At 64.8% G+C, this 16,092-nt stretch carries 12 protein-coding genes; 9 read left to right on the forward strand and 3 right to left on the reverse strand.

Translation table 11 applies throughout. From position 1 onward, the window contains the following. Window positions 1-36: 36 nt before the first annotated feature. On the reverse strand, window positions 37-3,549 hold the full coding sequence (dnaE, locus tag ACFMBG_RS11450) for a DNA polymerase III subunit alpha (RefSeq protein ID WP_421054826.1): 3,513 nt from the start codon (window positions 3,547-3,549) through the stop codon (window positions 37-39). Between the two features lie 356 nt (window positions 3,550-3,905). On the opposite strand from dnaE, the gene xdhA reads away from it, so the two are divergent. From xdhA to ACFMBG_RS11495, 9 genes are all read left to right on the forward strand, one after another. Then, window positions 3,906-5,330 carry a xanthine dehydrogenase small subunit gene (xdhA, locus tag ACFMBG_RS11455; RefSeq protein ID WP_421054827.1) on the forward strand — a complete coding sequence of 475 codons (1,425 nt, stop codon included), beginning with the start codon at window positions 3,906-3,908 and terminating at the stop codon, window positions 5,328-5,330. Further along, complete coding sequence (xdhB, locus tag ACFMBG_RS11460; RefSeq protein ID WP_421054828.1) at window positions 5,327-7,621, forward strand: xanthine dehydrogenase molybdopterin binding subunit; 2,295 nt, start codon at window positions 5,327-5,329, stop codon at window positions 7,619-7,621. Before xdhA ends, xdhB begins: the two co-directional genes overlap by 4 nt. Beyond that, on the forward strand, window positions 7,611-8,546 hold the full coding sequence (gene xdhC, locus ACFMBG_RS11465) for a xanthine dehydrogenase accessory protein XdhC (protein WP_421054829.1): 936 nt from the start codon (window positions 7,611-7,613) through the stop codon (window positions 8,544-8,546). The genes xdhB and xdhC overlap by 11 nt, the downstream gene beginning before the upstream one ends. Further along, the gene (locus ACFMBG_RS11470) at window positions 8,543-10,060 is read left to right on the forward strand and encodes an ABC transporter ATP-binding protein (RefSeq protein WP_421054830.1); all 1,518 of its coding nucleotides are present in this window, start codon (window positions 8,543-8,545) and stop codon (window positions 10,058-10,060) included. The genes xdhC and ACFMBG_RS11470 overlap by 4 nt, the downstream gene beginning before the upstream one ends. Window positions 10,061-10,127: 67 nt before the next feature. Further along, on the forward strand, window positions 10,128-11,210 hold the full coding sequence (locus ACFMBG_RS11475; RefSeq protein WP_421054831.1) for an ABC transporter permease: 1,083 nt from the start codon (window positions 10,128-10,130) through the stop codon (window positions 11,208-11,210). Further along, window positions 11,210-11,530 carry a hypothetical protein gene (locus ACFMBG_RS11480; protein ID WP_421054832.1) on the forward strand — a complete coding sequence of 107 codons (321 nt, stop codon included), beginning with the start codon at window positions 11,210-11,212 and terminating at the stop codon, window positions 11,528-11,530. The genes ACFMBG_RS11475 and ACFMBG_RS11480 overlap by 1 nt, the downstream gene beginning before the upstream one ends. Then, window positions 11,531-12,451 carry an ABC transporter permease gene (locus ACFMBG_RS11485; RefSeq protein WP_421054833.1) on the forward strand — a complete coding sequence of 307 codons (921 nt, stop codon included), beginning with the start codon at window positions 11,531-11,533 and terminating at the stop codon, window positions 12,449-12,451. A gap of 65 nt (window positions 12,452-12,516) precedes the next feature. Then, the gene (locus tag ACFMBG_RS11490) at window positions 12,517-13,593 is read left to right on the forward strand and encodes a BMP family ABC transporter substrate-binding protein (RefSeq protein ID WP_421054834.1); all 1,077 of its coding nucleotides are present in this window, start codon (window positions 12,517-12,519) and stop codon (window positions 13,591-13,593) included. A gap of 232 nt (window positions 13,594-13,825) precedes the next feature. Continuing rightward, the gene (locus ACFMBG_RS11495) at window positions 13,826-14,176 is read left to right on the forward strand and encodes a VOC family protein (RefSeq protein ID WP_421054835.1); all 351 of its coding nucleotides are present in this window, start codon (window positions 13,826-13,828) and stop codon (window positions 14,174-14,176) included. Between the two features lie 2 nt (window positions 14,177-14,178). Here the strand turns inward: ACFMBG_RS11495 and ACFMBG_RS11500 are convergent, their stop codons facing one another. Together ACFMBG_RS11500 and ACFMBG_RS11505 are read right to left on the reverse strand one after the other, a co-directional pair. Next, a complete protein-coding gene (locus tag ACFMBG_RS11500) occupies window positions 14,179-14,760 on the reverse strand; it encodes a hypothetical protein (protein ID WP_421054836.1) in 582 nt (193 codons plus the stop codon). 91 nt (window positions 14,761-14,851) lie between these two features. Continuing rightward, window positions 14,852-16,090: an HlyD family secretion protein gene (locus ACFMBG_RS11505; RefSeq protein WP_421054837.1), complete on the reverse strand. Its 1,239-nt coding sequence runs from the start codon at window positions 16,088-16,090 to the stop codon at window positions 14,852-14,854. Window positions 16,091-16,092 lie beyond the last annotated feature (2 nt).

Genomic DNA, 16,092 nt, shown 5'->3' on the forward strand with positions numbered 1-16,092 from the left:
GAGGAGCGGAGCGGGGCCGACGGCTCTCCAGAGCCCCTAAATCTCCTCCACGTCCAGCACGCCTTCCAGCGACTTCAGCGCGCCCTTGATCTGAGGGTTGATCGGAAACGCCTGACCCAGATCCATCTCCACATCGCCGGGCAGGCCCGGGTCCTGCAGATACATGTAAACCTCGCCGCGCGCGGCATTGCGGGCCGCCGCCTTGGCATCTTCCAGCACCTGCGCCACGGTGCCGACGGCAGCCGCATCACTCAGATAGACCCGCAGGGAGCTGCGCCCGGCATCGGCAATCGCGGAATCCACCGGCCCGACAGAGCGCACCAGCAGTTTCAGCTGGTCGCTCTCCATTGTGGCCTCGGCGGTGATCACCACCTTGGACCCGGTTTCCAGATACTCGCGGCTCTTCTCCAGCACCTCGGAGAACAGCGTGACCTCAAACGCCCCCGAAGGATCCGACAGCTGGGCAAAGGCAAAGCGGTTGCCGCGTGCCGACTTGCGTTCCTGCCGCCCGGCCACCACACCGGCCATCTTGGCAATGCACGGCCCGCGCTCGGCTTTCGCAGTCACCTCGTCCAGCGTCATCACCTCCTTGCGCTTCAGCGCGGGCATGTAGTCGTCCAGCGGGTGACCCGACAGGTAGAAACCGATCGCCTTGAATTCCTCGCTCAGCCGCTCGGCCGGCAGCCAGTCCGGCACCGACGGCAGCCGCGGCTCCGGCAAATCCTCGCCCGCCTCGCCGAACAGCGATACCTGGTTCGAATTCTTCTGCTCATGCACCGCAGCCGAGTAATCGACCAGCGCGCCAAGGCTCTCGAACACCCGGCGGCGGTTGGAGTCGAGCTGATCGAAGGCACCTGCCCGCGCCATCATCTCCAAGGGCCGCTTGCCGACTTTCTTGAGGTTCACCCGGCGGGCAAAGTCGAAGACGTTGACAAAGGGGCGCTCGCGGCCGTCCTCGCTGCGCGCCTCGGTCACCAGCCGCATCACGTCCAGACCGACGTTTTTCAGCGCGCCCAGCGCATAGACCAGCTCTCCGTTCACCACATTGAACGTCGCCAGCGAGCGGTTGACGCAGGGCGGAACGTATTTCAGCCCCAGCCCCTTCTTCACTTCCTCGAAGTAGATCGCCAGCTTATCGGTCAGATGGATATCGCAGTTCATGACGCCGGCCATGAACTCCACCGGATGGTTCGCCTTGAGCCAGCCGGTCTGGTACGACACAACCGCATAAGCCGCCGCGTGCGATTTGTTGAAGCCGTAGTTGGCGAATTTCTCCAGAAGGTCGAAAACCTCGCTGGCCTTCTTCTTGTCGACCCCGTTCTCCGCCGCGCCCTTCTCGAACTTCGGGCGTTCGGCGTCCATCGCCTCCTTGATTTTCTTACCCATCGCCCGGCGCAGCAAGTCAGCGCCACCGAGAGTATAGTTCGCCATAACCTGGGCGATCTGCATCACCTGTTCCTGATAAACGATGATGCCCTGGGTCTCTTCCAGGATATGGTCGATCAGCGGGTGAACCGATGTGATCTCGCGCTGGCCGTTCTTCACCTCGCAATAGACCGGGATGTTCTCCATCGGACCCGGACGGTACAGCGCCACCAGCGCCACGATGTCCTCGATGCATGTGGGCTTCATGCGCTTCAGCGCATCCATCATGCCGGTGGATTCCACCTGGAACACCGCCACCGTCTTGGCGCGGGAGTAGAGGTCATAGGTAACCTTGTCATCCAGCGGAATGGCGTTGATCTGGTTCTCCGCCCCTTCCGGCGGATCATAAAGCTTGGTGCCGTCGGCGGCGATATGCAGGTCGCGGCCCGACTGGAAGATCAGGTCCATCGCATTCTGAATGACGGTCAGTGTCTTGAGGCCGAGGAAGTCGAACTTCACCAGCCCCGCCTGCTCCACCCATTTCATGTTGAACTGGGTCGCGGGCATGTCGGAACGCGGATCGCGGTAGAGCGGCACCAGCGCATCCAGCGGCCGGTCGCCGATCACCACGCCCGCCGCGTGGGTGCCGGCAGAGCGCAACAGCCCCTCCACCTGCTGGCCGTATTTCAGCAGCCGGTCCACCACCGGCTCGTTGCGGGCCTCCTCGCTCAGGCGCGGCTCTTCCTTCAGCGCGTCTGCAATCGACATCGGCTTCACGCCCTCGACCGGGATCAGCTTGGACAGCCGGTCCACCTGGCCATAGGGCATCTGCAAGACCCGCCCCATGTCGCGCACCGCCGCCTTGGACAGAAGCGCGCCAAAGGTGATGATCTGCCCCACCTTGTCGCGGCCGTATTTCTCCTGCACGTATTTGATCACCTCTTCGCGGCGGTCCATGCAGAAGTCGATGTCGAAGTCGGGCATCGACACCCGTTCCGGGTTCAGGAAGCGTTCGAACAGCAGTGAATACCGCAGCGGATCAAGGTCGGTAATCGTCAGCGCATAAGCCACCAAAGAGCCCGCACCGGACCCCCGCCCCGGCCCCACCGGAATGTCATGGTCCTTGGCCCATTGGATAAAGTCGGCAACGATCAGGAAGTAGCCAGGGAACCCCATGCCCTCGATGATGCCCAGCTCGAAATCCAGCCGTTCCTGGTATTCCTCAACGCTCACCGCATGCGGGATCACCGCCAGACGTTGCTGCAGGCCCTCATTGGCGATGCGGCGCAGCTCTGCCACCTCGTCGTCGGCGAACTTCGGCAGGATCGGGTCGCGCCGGTACGCCATGAAGGCGCAGCGCTTGGCGATCTCCACCGTGTTCTCGATCGCCTCCGGCAGGTCGGCAAACAGCGCAACCATTTCCTCCTGGCTCTTGAAGTAATGCTGCGCGGTCAGCCGCCGACGCGGCTCCACCTGATCGACATAGGCACCCTCGGCGATACAGATCATCGCGTCATGCGCCTCGAACATCTCTGTGTTCGGGAAGTAAACGTCATTGGTGGCGACCAGCGGCAGATCCATCGCATAGGCCATCTCCACATGGCCGCGCTCGGTCTGCTTTTCTGCCTCCGGCTGGCCGTGCTCGCCCGGATGGCGCTGCAGCTCGACGTACAGCCGGTCCGGGAAAATCGCCTTCAGCCGCTGCATCAGGGCTTCCGCCGCCGGACGCTGACCCATCTGCAACAGCCGCCCCACCGGCCCGTCCGGCCCGCCGCTCAGGCAGATCACCCCGCCGGAATAGGTTTCCAGCTCCTCCAGCGTCACATGCGGCAGCTCGCCCCCCTGCCGCAGGTAGAGGCAGGAGTTCAGCTTCATCAGATGCTCATACCCCGCCTCGCTCTGGGCCAGCAGCACCAGCGGCGCGGGCGGTTTGGGCCGCTCGCCCGGCGCCGGCTCCGTGAACCGCAGATCCACCTGGCAGCCGATGATTGGCTGCAGCCCCGCGCCGCTCGCCGACACCGAAAATTCCAGCGCCGAGAACAGGTTGTTGGTATCGGTGACCGCAATCGCGGGCATGCCGTGCTTCTTGCACAGGTCCGGCAGCTTCTTCAGCCGCAGGGCCCCCTCCAGCAAAGAGTATTCCGTATGGGTGCGCAGATGAATGAATCGGGGAGAGCTTGTCATGCCGCCACGCTACCGTATTGCCGCAGCGGGGTGAACGGGCGAACTGCACAGCCCGCCTCCCGGAATAGCAGAATGGTCCACAGACATTTTCAGGATTTTTTTGAAGCTGTTTCGCGCCCCAGGCCAGCCCACCATAAAGATACAGCTAAAAAGCATAAAAAATAACCACATAGCCCCAAATGCCGCAACTTTATTGCGCCGCAAAATACTGCAGTGCGGCGGCGGTTTTCCTTGCTTTGACAAGGGGATGCTCCCTAGGCTGGTCTCAGCAAGCAAAAACAGCCCGCCGCGCCTTCTACGCCGCATCGAAGGGTGGCACATCGGGTCAACGGGGTAACGCGGCGGGTCTCGGGAAGATGGCACTCACCTTTCGTCTGAACGGTGAAACGGTCCGCATCACGGACGCAAGCCCATCAGTAACGCTGCTGGACTGGCTGCGCGAAGAAAAGGGCCTCACCGGCACCAAGGAAGGCTGCAACGAAGGCGATTGCGGCGCCTGCACCGTCATGGTCACGGATTCACGTGGATCGAAGGCCTTGAACGCCTGCATCCTGTTCCTGCCGCAGCTGCAGGGCAAATCCGTGCGCACCGTCGAGGGCGCCTCCGGCCCGGACGGCAGCCTGCACCCGGTCCAGCAGGCGATGGTGGACAGCCACGGCAGCCAATGCGGCTTCTGCACTCCCGGCTTCATCATGTCGATGGTCACCGCCCACGCAAACGGCGCCACCGATTTCGACGACCAGCTGGCAGGCAACCTCTGCCGCTGCACCGGCTATGCTCCGATCATCCGCGCCGCCGAGACCGCCAAGGATGCCCCCGTCCCGGACTGGATCGCACAGGAAGGATCCTTCATCTGGCCGGAAATATCCCGGGGGGAGGCCGCAGGCCGGGGGGCAGCGCCCCCTTCCAGCAAACAAGCGGCAGCGCCCCCGCTCATGCCAGCCTCATCCGGCGAACTCGCCGAACTCTACAGCGGCCACCCCAACGCCACCCTGGTCGCAGGCGCCACCGACGTCGGCCTCTGGGTCACCAAGCAGCTCCGCCACCTGCCGCAGATGATCTTCCTTGGCGGCTGCGATGACCTCAAGGGTATCGAGGTCACGGACAGCACCGTCCGCATCGGCGCCATGGCAGACATGAACGATCTGCGCGCCGCGATGGAGCCGCTGCACCCGTCTTTTGCCGAAATGCTGCGCCGCTTTGCCTCCCAGCAGATCCGCGCCGCCGCCACCGTCGGCGGCAATATCGCCAACGGCTCCCCCATCGGCGACACCCCGCCCGCGCTGATTGCCCTCGGTGCCACCCTGCACCTGCGCAAGGGCGATGACCGCCGCGAACTGCCGCTGGAGGACTTCTTCCTCGACTACGGCAAGCAGGACCGCCAGCCGGGTGAATTCGTCGAGGCCGTCAGCTTCCCGCGCCAGCCCGACGCGCTGAAGGTCTACAAGCTCTCCAAACGCTTCGACCAGGACATCTCCGCGGTTCTGGGCGCCTTTAATGTCACCGTGGAGAATGCCACCATCACCGCCGCCCGCATCGCCTTTGGCGGCATGGCCGGCATCCCGAAACGCGCCGCGAACGTCGAGGCGGCCCTCACTGGCCAGCCGTGGACCGAGGCCACGATCCAGGCCGCTTCGGCCGCTTTCGATCAGGATTTCACCCCGATGACCGACATGCGTGCCTCCGCTGAATACCGGCTGGAGACCGCGCGCAACATGCTGGCCCGCTATTTCGCCGGCATGAACGGCCAGCCGGTCTCGGTGCTGGAGGTGCGGCCATGAGCGTTACCAAACCCCTTCCCCATGACTCCGCCCGGCTGCATGTGACCGGCGCCGCCCGCTATGTGGATGACATCCCCTCGCCCGCGGGCACACTGCATCTTGCCTTCGGCCTCTCCCCCATTGCCCGCGGCCATATCACCGGCATGCACCTTAGCGAGGTGCAGAACAGCCCCGGCGTGGTGGCGGTGCTGACCGCCAAGGGGCTGCCGTTTGCCAATGACGTCTCCCCCTCGATCCACGACGAGCCGCTGCTGGCGGCGGGCACGGTCAACTATATCGGCCAGCCGGTGTTCCTGGTGGTGGCCGACAGCCACCTCAATGCCCGCATCGCCGCCCGCAAGGGCCAGGTGGACTATCAGGAGGAACCCGCCCTGCTGACCCTGGACGCGGCACTCGCCGCCGACAGCCGGTTCGAGGAAGGCCCGCGCATCTATCAGAAAGGCGACGCCAACGCCGCCATCGACGCCGCCCCCCGCACCGTCGAGGGCACCTTCGAGCTCGGCGGGCAGGAACACTTCTATCTCGAAGGCCAGGCGGCAATGGCCTGGCCGCAGGAGGATGGCGGCATGCACGTCTTTTCCTCCACCCAGCACCCGACGGAGATCCAGCACAAGGTTGCCGACGCCATCGGCCTGCCGATGCACAGCGTGAGGGTCGAGACCCGCCGCATGGGCGGCGGCTTTGGCGGCAAGGAAAGCCAGGGCAACGCATTGGCCGTCGCCTGCGCCGTCGCGGCCCGGCTCACCGGCAAGCCCTGCAAGATGCGCTATGACCGCGACGACGACATGGTCATCACCGGCAAGCGGCACGCGTTCCGCATCTCTTACCGTGCGGGCTTCGATGACGATGGCCAATTGCTGGGGGTCGAGTTCCTGCATCTGGCGGATTGCGGCTGGGCACAGGACCTGTCGCTGCCGGTCGCCGACCGCGCGATGCTGCACGCCGACAACGCCTACCTGATCCCGAATATCCGCATCGAAAGCCACCGCCTGCGCACCAACCGGCAAAGCGCCACCGCCTACCGCGGCTTTGGCGGCCCGCAGGGCATGGTCGGGATCGAGCGGGTGATGGACCACATCGCCCATGACCTCGGGATGGACCCGGCGGAACTGCGGCAGCGGAACTACTATGCGGCACCGGCAGAGGCAAAGCCCGGCAACACCACCCCCTACGGCATGGAGGTCACGGACTTCGAGCTGCACGGGATGACGGCAGACCTGCTGGCATCGTCGGATTATGCGGCACGCAAGTCTGCGATCGCAGAGTGGAACAAGAGCCAGACGCATCTGAAGCGCGGCATTGCCTTCTCGCCGGTGAAATTCGGCATTTCCTTCACTCTCACCCACCTCAACCAGGCCGGCGCTTTGGTGCATGTCTACCAGGACGGTTCGGTGCATCTGAACCATGGCGGCACCGAGATGGGCCAGGGGCTGTTCCAGAAAGTGGCGCAGGTCGCCGCCAGCCGCTTTGGCATCCCGCTGGACAAGGTGAAGATCACCGCCAGCGACACCGGCAAGGTGCCCAATACCTCGGCCACCGCCGCCTCCTCCGGCTCGGACCTCAACGGCATGGCGGTCAAGGCCGCCTGCGACACCATACGCCAGCGCATGGCCGAGCATCTGGCGCTGCAGCATCAGGCCAGCCCCGGTGACGTGGTGTTCGAGAACGGCCAGGTGCGCATCGGCCAGGATGAGATGACCTTCGATCAGGCCGCGATGGCCTGCTACCAGGGCCGCGTCAGCCTGTCCGCCACCGGGTTTTACAAGACCCCCAAGGTCGAATGGGACCGGATCAAGGGCCAGGGCCGCCCGTTCTACTACTTCGCCTATGGCGCCGCGGTGACCGAGGTGGCGGTGGATGCCCTGACCGGCGAGAACCGCATCCTGCGCTGCGACATCCTGCATGACGCCGGCGCCTCGCTGAACCCGGGCATCGACATCGGCCAGATCGAGGGCGGCTATGTCCAGGGCGCGGGCTGGCTGACGACCGAGGAACTGGTCTGGGACGACGCCGGGCGGCTGCGCACCCATGCGCCCTCCACCTACAAGATCCCCGCCTGTTCCGACCGGCCCGATGTTTTCAACGTGGCGCTGTTTGACGGCCAGAACCGCGAGGACACCATCTACCGCTCCAAGGCGGTGGGCGAGCCGCCCTTCATGCTGGGCATCTCCGCCTGGCTGGCGCTCAGCGATGCGGTCTCTGCCTTTGGCGACGCCTACCCGGCGCTGAACGCACCGGCCACCGCGGAAGAGGTCTGGCGCGCAATCCGGAGAGTGCGCGATGGGGTTTGACGTCGAGGAACTGCGCCGGGCGGTGGCCGAGCATGGCCGCGTGGTGCGGGTGGTGATCGCCGCCATCCGCGGCTCCTCCCCGCGCGAAGCGGGCACCGCGATGCTGGTCTGGGAGACCGGCCAGAGCGGCACCATCGGCGGCGGCACCCTGGAGTACGAGGCGGCAGAGGCCGCCCGGCAGCAAGTGGTCCCCAAGCAGGTCAGCACCCATGCGCTGGGGCCGGACCTGGGCCAGTGCTGCGGCGGCGCGGTGACGCTCTTCAGCGAGGTTTATGAGGCCGAAGACCTGGACACGCTGGACAGCGGCGTCATCGCCCGCCCCGCCAGCCCGGCGATAATGCCGATGGCGGTGAAACGCATCCTCGCCGGCGCCCGCGGCCAGGGCCTGACGCCCGCGCCGCAGCTGGTGGAAGGCTGGATGATCGAACCGGTGCATCAGCCGCAGATGCCGGTCTGGATCTGGGGCGCGGGCCATGTCGGCCGGGCGCTGGCGGATGTGCTGGCGCCGCTGCCGGATCTGCAGATCACCTGGGTGGACACCGCCGCCGAGCGGTTCCCGGCGGAAATCCCGGCCGGCGTGACCGCGGTTCCGGCAACTGACGTTGCGCTCCTTGTGCCTCATGCCCCTGAAAACGCTGCGCATTTGGTGCTGACCTATTCCCATGCGCTGGATCTGGCGCTATGCCACGCGCTGTTGGGCCATGGCTTTGCCTTCGCCGGGCTGATCGGCTCCAAAACCAAATGGGCGCGGTTCCGCTCGCGTCTTGCCGCCCTGGGGCACCCCCCCGGAGCAATTGCAAGGATCACCTGCCCGATCGGCGATCCGGAACTTGGAAAACATCCGCAGATGATTGCGGTCGGCGTGGCGGCGCAGCTGCTGCGGCACGGAAAAGAAGACGAACAGAGAGAGGACCGGCGCGCGTGAGTGTACCACTGTTGAGCCTGCAAGGCCTGACCAAGGCCTACCCCGGGGTCGTGGCCAATGACACCGTTTCCTTTGACATCGGCGAGGGCGAGGTTCACGCCCTGCTCGGCGAAAACGGCGCCGGGAAATCGACGCTGGTCAAGATGATCTATGGCCTGGTGAAGCCCGACAGCGGCAAGATGCTGCTGCGCGGCCAGCCCTATGAGCCCGCCGAGCCGCGCCAGGCGCGCGCCGACGGCATCGCCATGGTGTTCCAGCACTTCTCGCTGTTCGACGCGCTCAACGTGGCCGAGAACATCGCCCTCGGCATGGAAAACCCGCCGGAGATGCGCGACCTCGCCGCCCGCATCCGCGAGGTGTCGGAAACCTACGGCCTGCCGCTCGACCCCTTCCGCACCGTCGGCGACCTGTCCGCGGGCGAGCGCCAGCGGGTGGAGATCATCCGCTGCCTGCTGCAGGATCCGAAGCTGCTGATCATGGATGAGCCGACCTCGGTTCTCACCCCGCAGGAAGTCGATATCCTGTTCGAAACCTTGCAGAAACTGCGCTCCGAGGGGACCTCGATCCTTTATATCTCGCACAAGCTGGAGGAAATCCGCACGCTTTGCGATCACGCGACAATCCTGCGGCTGGGCAAGAACGTGGGCGAATGCACCCCGAAAGACACCTCGGCCCGCGACATGGCGGAAATGATGGTCGGCAGCACCCTGCAGACGCCCGAACGCGGCAGCCGCGAATTCGGCGCGGTGGCGATGGACATCTCGGGCCTTTCGGTGCCCGCGCCTTCCGCATTCGGCACTGCGCTCAAGAACGTGCATCTGACCGTGCGAAAGGGCGAAATCCTCGGTATTGGCGGTGTTGCCGGCAATGGCCAGGACGAACTGCTGGGCGTGCTGTCGGGCGAAACCCTGACCGAGGCCGACGCGGTGAAGCTGCATGGCGAGCCGATCGGCAAGCTCGGCCCCACCGCGCGGCGCAAGCTCGGCGTGCTGGCCGCCCCCGAGGAACGCCTCGGCCACGCCGCCGCCCCGGATATGAGCCTGACCGAGAACGCCATGCTCACCGGGTCGGTGCGCGAGGGGCTGGAGAAGAACGGCTTCCTCGACTGGGGCAAGACCAAGGAGTTTGCTGAGCGCGTCATCAAGGCCTTTGACGTCCGCACGCCGGGTCCCGGCAACGCGGCACGCTCGCTGTCGGGCGGCAACCTGCAGAAATTCGTGATCGGCCGCGAGGTGCTTCAAAACCCGGATGTGCTGGTGGTGAACCAGCCGACCTGGGGCGTGGACGCCGCCGCTGCCGCCGCCATCCGCCAGTCGCTGCTGGATCTGGCCGCCAAGGGTGCCGCGGTTATCTGCATCAGCCAGGACCTGGACGAGCTGATGGAGATCTCCGACAGCTTTGCCGCCCTGAACGAAGGCCGCCTCAGCGCCCCGCGCGAGGCTGCGGGCCTGACGGTGGACGAGATCGGCCTGATGATGGGCGGCGCCCACGGCATGGAGGTGGCGCATGTCTGACACCGCCCGCAAAATTTTCGCCTTCGGCGAGAGTATTTTTACAAAGAAGAAACAGGGAGCCGCTTGAATGATCCGGCTTGAGAAAAGGCCGCAGCCGTCGCGGGCCTGGTCGATGGCGACGCCGCTGGTGGCGGTGCTGGCGACGATGTTTTTTGGCGGGCTCTTGTTTGCCGCGCTCGGCAAACCGCCGGTTGAGGCGATCCGCACCATTTTCTGGGAACCGCTGTTAGGCGAGTTTGCCTTCTACTACCGCCCGCAGCTCTTGGTCAAAGGCGCGCCACTGGTGCTGATCGCCATCGGCCTGTCCCTGGGCTTCCGCGCCGGCATCTGGAACATTGGCGCCGAAGGCCAGTACATCATGGGCGCCATCTGCGGCGCGGGTGCAGGCCTTGCCTTCTACCCGGCAGAGTCCTTCTTCATCTTCCCGCTGATGGTTATCGCGGGTGCGCTTGGCGGCTGGGCCTGGGCGATGATCCCGGCGGTCCTGAAAACCCGCTTCGGCACCAATGAGATCCTGGTCTCCCTGATGCTGGTCTATGTGGCCGAGCAGTTCCTGGCCTCGGTCTCGCTGGGCCTGTTGAAGAACCCCGAAGGCTTCGGCTTCCCCGGCTCCCGCAACCTGCAGGCCTGGGACAGCGCCCATAACGCCGAGCTGATTGCCGGAACCGGCATGCACTGGGGCGTGGTGGCGGCGCTGGTCGCGGTGATCTTTGCCTATGTTCTCTTGAACCGCCACATGACCGGCTACCAAATCCGCCTGACCGGCGAGGCGCCGCGCGCGGCCAAGTTCGCGGGCGTGAACCCCACCCGGCTGGTGCTGTTCTGCCTTGGCACCTCCGGTGCGCTGGCCGGGCTGGCCGGCATGTTCGAGGTGTCGGGGCCTTCGGGCCAGATCTCCATCGACTTCAACGTCGGCTATGGCTTTACCGCGATCATCGTCGCCTTCCTGGGCCGTTTGCATCCGGTTGGCATCCTGCTGGCCGGCGGGCTGATGGCGCTGACTTACATCGGCGGCGACATCGCCCAGTCGAACCTGCAGCTGCCCGCGGCGGCGATCCAGGTCTTCCAGGGGATGCTTCTGTTCTTCCTGCTGGCCTTCGACCTGCTCACCAATTTCCGCATCGCAATCGGCAAGCCGGAGGTGGCGTGATGGGAGTGGCGATCAGATCAATGAAGATATGGGACCCTGAAGCAAAGAGTGAAGTCGTTCTCGAAGTCAGCCATGAAGAAATGGACGGTTTGGAACGTGACGTGCGCAAGGACGCCGCAGTTATGTCGGCCTTGCGGGAATACTTGGAACTCAGTGAGGCATCGCTGACCCGGGGAGCGATTTCCTCGCCAGAACCACCTACCAGCATGGGTTTGTTCTGGCAGTTGCTAAAGACACACAACCCTATGTGGCCAGGAACGATGGGTAGTCAAATTCGGCAGGAACTCGAAAATCGAATTTTCAAAGAGCAGGGCAAGTAAATGGATCTTTCTGCAATCAACCCGGTCCTGCTCATCGCCTCGCTGATGGTGGCGGCAACCCCGCTCTTGCTGGCGGCCATCGGCGAACTGGTGGTCGAAAAGGCCGGCGTTCTGAACCTCGGGGTCGAGGGGATGATGATCACCGGCGCCATCGCGGGCTTTGCCACCGCGGTGGAAAGCGGCTCGCCGCTGCTGGGCTTCGTCGCTGCCGCCTTTGCCGGCTCGGCGCTGTCGGTCCTGTTCGCCATCCTCACCCAGTTTGCCCAGGCAAACCAGGTCGCCTCCGGCCTGTCGCTGACGCTGTTCGGCCTGGGCCTGTCGGCGCTGATGGGGCAGTCCTATGTCGGGATCAAGCCGCCGCAGATGGGCGACATCCACATCCCGGTGCTGAGCGACCTGCCCGTCGTTGGCCCGATCCTGTTCGGCCATGACATCATCCTCTATTTCGGCATCGTGCTGACCGCCGCGGTCTGGTGGATGCTGAAGTATTCCCGCATGGGCCTGGTGCTGCGCGCTGTAGGCGAGAACCACGACGCTGCCCATGCGCTGGGATACAAGGTGCTGAAGATCCGCCTGGCGGCGATCCTGTTCGGCGGCGCCTGCGCGGGTGTCGGCGGCGCCTACATCAGCCTGATCCGGGTGCCGCAGTGGACCGAGGGCATGACCGCCGGCATTGGCTGGATTGCCCTGGCGCTGGTGGTGTTTGCCAGCTGGAAACCCTGGCGCGCGCTGCTGGGGGCCTATCTGTTTGGCGGGGTCACCGTGGTGCAGCTCAATCTGCAGGCGGCAGGCGTTGCCATTCCGGTCGAGTATCTGGCAATGTCGCCCTACCTGATTACCATCCTGGTTCTTGTTATCCTTTCCGCGGACAAGAGCAGCGCACCCGCCGCGCTTGGCCGCAATTTCCACGCCTCCCGCTGACGCGGGGGGCCCATTGCCCGCCCCGGCTGCCGGGGCCAACCAAAACCAACTGGGGAGTCCCTTTGATGAAACTGACCAACCTCCTGACCAGCGCCACCGTGGCGCTTGGCCTGGCCGCGGGCGCGGCGCTGGCCGAAGACAAGACCAAAGTGGGCTTTGTCTATGTCGGCCCCGTCGGCGATGGCGGCTGGACCTATGAGCACGACCAGGGCCGCAAGGCGGTCGTGGCGGAGTTCGGCGACAAGGTCGAAACCGTCTATGTTGAAAACGTCGCCGAAGGCCCGGATGCCGAGCGGGTGATGACCCAGATGGCGCTGGAAGGCGCCGACCTGATCTTCACCACCTCCTTTGGCTACATGGACCCGACCATCAACGTCGCCAAGAAGTTCCCGAACGTGAAGTTCGAGCACGCCACCGGCTACAAGCGCGCGGACAACGTCTCGACCTACTCCGCCCGCTTCTATGAGGGCCGCGCGGTGCAGGGCACCATCGCCGGCCACATGACCGAGAGCAACGTGATCGGCTACATCGGCTCCTACCCGATCCCGGAAGTGATCCGCGGCATCAACTCCGCCTATATCCACGCCAAGAAGGTGAACCCCGACGTCCAGTTCAAGATCGTCTGGGCCTTCACCTGGTTCGACCCGGCCAAGGAAGCGGACGCCGCCAAGGTGCTGATCGAACAAGGCGCCGACGTGATCCTGCAGCACACCGACTCCACCGCGCCGCAGGCCGCGGCCCAGGCGGCCGGCAACGTCTACACCTTCGGCCAGGCGTCCGACATGGCGGAATATGCGCCCAAGCCGCGGATCTCCTCGATCATCGACAACTGGGCGCCTTACTACGTTGCCCGCACCCAGGCGGTGATGGACGGCACCTGGGAGTCGGTTGACACCTGGGACGGCATCGGCGCCGGCATGGTTGGCATCGGTGAAATCACCGATGCGGTTCCGGCCGAGGTGAAGGCGGAAGCCGAGGCGCTGATCGCCAAGATCGCGGACGGCTCCTACCACCCGTTCACCGGCCCGCTGAAAAAGCAGGACGGCAGCGACTGGCTGGCAGAAGGTGAAACCGCCGATGACGGCACCCTGGCAGGCATGAACTTCTATGTCGAAGGTCTCGAAGGCGACATCCCGCAGTAAGCGGCACAGTCCCGGAAACAACAGTCCCGGAACAAACAAAGGCCCGCCATCCGGCGGGCCTTTTCTTTTGCGGGCAGGACCCGGATTTTTTGCAAGCCTGCTGACACGCCCTGTCACTGCCCTGATGTACACCCGGCTCCACGCGCCGGGCGCCAGCACTTTTGGCCCGGCTGATTGCACCGGCGGAAGACCGTCCGGGAACCCCAAAGCATAGTGGAGACTGCTTTTGAAAATGAATTACTTCGTTGTTGGAACCAACAACATGGAAGCGTCCGTCAAATTCTATGACGCCCTGTTTGAGCACTCAGGACTGACCCAGGTCCGGCCCAACGAAAGAATGACCTACTGGCTGCAGGACGATTTTGCCTTTGCTGCCGCCCTGCCCTTCGACGGCGAACCGGCCAGCAATGGCAACGGAACCATGGTGGGGTTCAGCGTTGGGTCCGCAGACGAAGTCACCAGGCTGCACCGCCAGGCGATTGAGCTGGGCGGCACATGCGAGGGCGAACCGCGGCAGCGGGGGCCGCGGTTCTCCGCATATGTGCGGGACCTGGACAGAAACAAAATCTGTTTCGCTGACTAGGGTCAGGAGCAGACAACCGGCGCGGCCAGCTTCTGGGCTGCGCCGTCGACCCGCCGCACCAGCGCCGGACCGGTCACTCTGCAGCCGGCCAGCTGCGCTGCATATTCAGTCAGCTTCTCCAGCTGCTCGCTGTCGGAGACAGTGAGATGCTTCAGCGGCAGCCGGATCTTGTTCAGCACGGCGAAACTGCTGCCGTCCACTGTCACGATCCGGAAGCGGGTCCTGGCATCCCCCAGACCGGTCTGTGCCGCATAGGGGGATTTCCATTTCGAGCTCGAATACGCCATGGCCGACTCCGCCGCAGTCCGGCCCTCGTATGGCTGGCCGCCGCCCTGGTACCGGGCGGAATGATAGACCAGCCAGGGCGCGCCGGTTCGGGTCTTGTGCAGCCCCGGGCGCATGGGGCTGGTGTAATATCCGGCCTCTGCCAGCGCCGCTGCCCGGTAATCCGGCCCGCCGGTCTCCGCCCCGGCCACAGGCTGCGCGCCATAGCCGGTGCGGGTCGCCGACCAGTAATCCAGCTTCTCCGGCGCCGCACAGGCCGCCAGCAGGGCTGCTGCCCCGAACATCAGGAATTGTTTCACCATGCCCCTCCAATCCGTTTGAGCCATCATAGCGAGGAAACGGGGCGGCAATGTGGCACCTGCCGCCCCGCTGAATGCGGTATCAAGACCCTTAGTGGCCGCCGGAGAACACCAGCGTCTGCACCGGCAGCAGCAGCATCTGGATGCGCAGCAGCAGGGCATGCACCAGGCCGACCGTATCCACCGCATGCAGGAACAGCCACCGGCCAAAGCCAAGCTCGGGGTCATCCAGAATGCCGTGATTGCTGGTATAGGCGTTGGCGATGCAATTGCTGCCTGGCGGGATATCATCCGTCTGGCCTTTGTAGAGGGGCTCCATGAACACTGTCAGGGTGCCGGGGCGCCGGTTGTCCTGCGGGTCGCGCAGGTTGTCGCTGGGCCGCACCTGCCCCGAGGGGATCACGTCCTGCACCTCCACGACAACCATTGGTATGACGGTAAAGGGTTTCGACAGGCAGCCCATTTCAGCAAACATCCCGGGCTTTATCACCCCGGCAGTCAATTGCCCGAACCCGGCAACAAAGCGGTCGCGCTCGACAAACTCCGACGGCACCAGAATGCCGGCCGGGCGCAGGATCGGATTCACGTAGTCCCCTGCTTGCAAGGCGAATTGCTCAACCCGGCCCGTGACGCCCGCAACCACGCTGGTCTTGGCCAATTCGACCTCCGCCTGCTGCTGCGCCGCCTGCGCGCTGGCCCGCTGGGCCGGGATCAGAACGCCGATGTTCTCCTCCACCGACGCCTTGCCCGCCTCAGCTGCATCCAGCTCTCCTTCGCGGCGGGCGACCAGGTTCTGCAGCCGCTCGATCTCCGCCTCGCGCACGGCGGCCGACCCGCGCTCGCGCAGTTCCAGATTGCGCTCCAGATCATCCTGCGCCTGGGCCAGGGCTGCGGTCGCCTGTTCGATGCCGGCTTCGGCTGCCGCCAGCTCCGCTCCGGCAACCGCCAGAGACGCTTCGATTTCGGCAATGCGCTTCCTCGCGGTCTCCACCGCAGCCTGCTGGCTGGCGTCATCCAGCCGGAACAGAAGGTCGCCGGCCTCCACTTTCTGATTGTTCTCGACGAGCACCTCCGCCACCCGCCCGCCGGTCTCGGGCAGGATCGTCACGGTGCGGAAGTAAGAGGCCACGCTGGTGGTGGCGGGATGGTAATAGAAAATTGCCGTGATCAGCGAGATGGTCAGCACCGCGCAGGCGGTGATGCCCCAGCGCAATTCATACCAGACCGAGAAGAAATTGATTTCCCTGCCAAGGCGCTTGCCCTGGACATACCGGCGGAACAGGAAATCCGGCAGCACCGTCAGCAAAGAGCAGATCATCAGTTCCAGCATGG

The organism is Leisingera coralii (assembly GCF_049056525.1).
In the GTDB taxonomy this organism is placed as follows: Bacteria; Pseudomonadota; Alphaproteobacteria; order Rhodobacterales; family Rhodobacteraceae; genus Leisingera; species Leisingera coralii.

Bases quoted from the DNA above. Each gene is read 5' to 3' on its own strand.
- dnaE (WP_421054826.1), bottom strand. From the start codon at position 3,549: ATGACAAGCTCTCCCCGATTCATTCATCTGCGCACCCATACGGAATAC.
- xdhA (WP_421054827.1), top strand. From the start codon at position 3,906: ATGGCACTCACCTTTCGTCTGAACGGTGAAACGGTCCGCATCACGGAC.
- xdhB (WP_421054828.1), top strand. From the start codon at position 5,327: ATGAGCGTTACCAAACCCCTTCCCCATGACTCCGCCCGGCTGCATGTG.
- xdhC (WP_421054829.1), top strand. From the start codon at position 7,611: ATGGGGTTTGACGTCGAGGAACTGCGCCGGGCGGTGGCCGAGCATGGC.
- ACFMBG_RS11475 (WP_421054831.1), top strand. From the start codon at position 10,128: ATGATCCGGCTTGAGAAAAGGCCGCAGCCGTCGCGGGCCTGGTCGATG.
- ACFMBG_RS11480 (WP_421054832.1), top strand. From the start codon at position 11,210: ATGGGAGTGGCGATCAGATCAATGAAGATATGGGACCCTGAAGCAAAG.
- ACFMBG_RS11485 (WP_421054833.1), top strand. From the start codon at position 11,531: ATGGATCTTTCTGCAATCAACCCGGTCCTGCTCATCGCCTCGCTGATG.
- ACFMBG_RS11490 (WP_421054834.1), top strand. From the start codon at position 12,517: ATGAAACTGACCAACCTCCTGACCAGCGCCACCGTGGCGCTTGGCCTG.
- ACFMBG_RS11495 (WP_421054835.1), top strand. From the start codon at position 13,826: ATGAATTACTTCGTTGTTGGAACCAACAACATGGAAGCGTCCGTCAAA.
- ACFMBG_RS11505 (WP_421054837.1), bottom strand. From the start codon at position 16,090: ATGCTGGAACTGATGATCTGCTCTTTGCTGACGGTGCTGCCGGATTTC.